The sequence below is a fragment of the Virgibacillus sp. 7505 genome, assembly GCF_002272135.1.
Taxonomy (GTDB): domain Bacteria; phylum Bacillota; class Bacilli; order Bacillales; family Amphibacillaceae; genus Terribacillus.
The window spans coordinates 1-280 of the sequence record NZ_NPBF01000169.1 but is presented as its reverse complement, the minus strand read 5'-3'; the positions used below and the strand labels follow the sequence as shown (position 1 = coordinate 280).

Here is a 280-nt window from a genome sequence, read left to right as displayed (position 1 = left end):
ATCAGGGAGTTGTAGCAAAACAAATTGTCCGTGATCCAACACCGGCCACACTTGTTTATGACCCAACCCATCCTGATGCAAATGAAGATGGGTATGTCGCGAAGCCAAACGTCGAGATCGCAAGAGAAATGGTGGATATTACAAGTGCAACGAGGTCCTATGAAGCGAACGTCACAGCGCTTCAAGCTAGTAAAGGGATGGTTATGAAAGCACTGGAAATAGGTCGTTAAAGGAGGATGAGGAAAGATGACAATTGAAGCGATGCAGCCACTTCTCCAAC

Annotated in this window: 1 protein-coding gene; it reads left to right on the top strand. The window is 46.4% G+C overall.

Features of this window, described 5'->3' with window-relative positions:
* The coding region (gene flgC, locus CHH91_RS18450) for a flagellar basal body rod protein FlgC (RefSeq protein WP_095224773.1) at nt 1-230 on the top strand (230 nt) is incomplete at its 5' end.
* Nucleotides 231-280 lie beyond the last annotated feature (50 nt).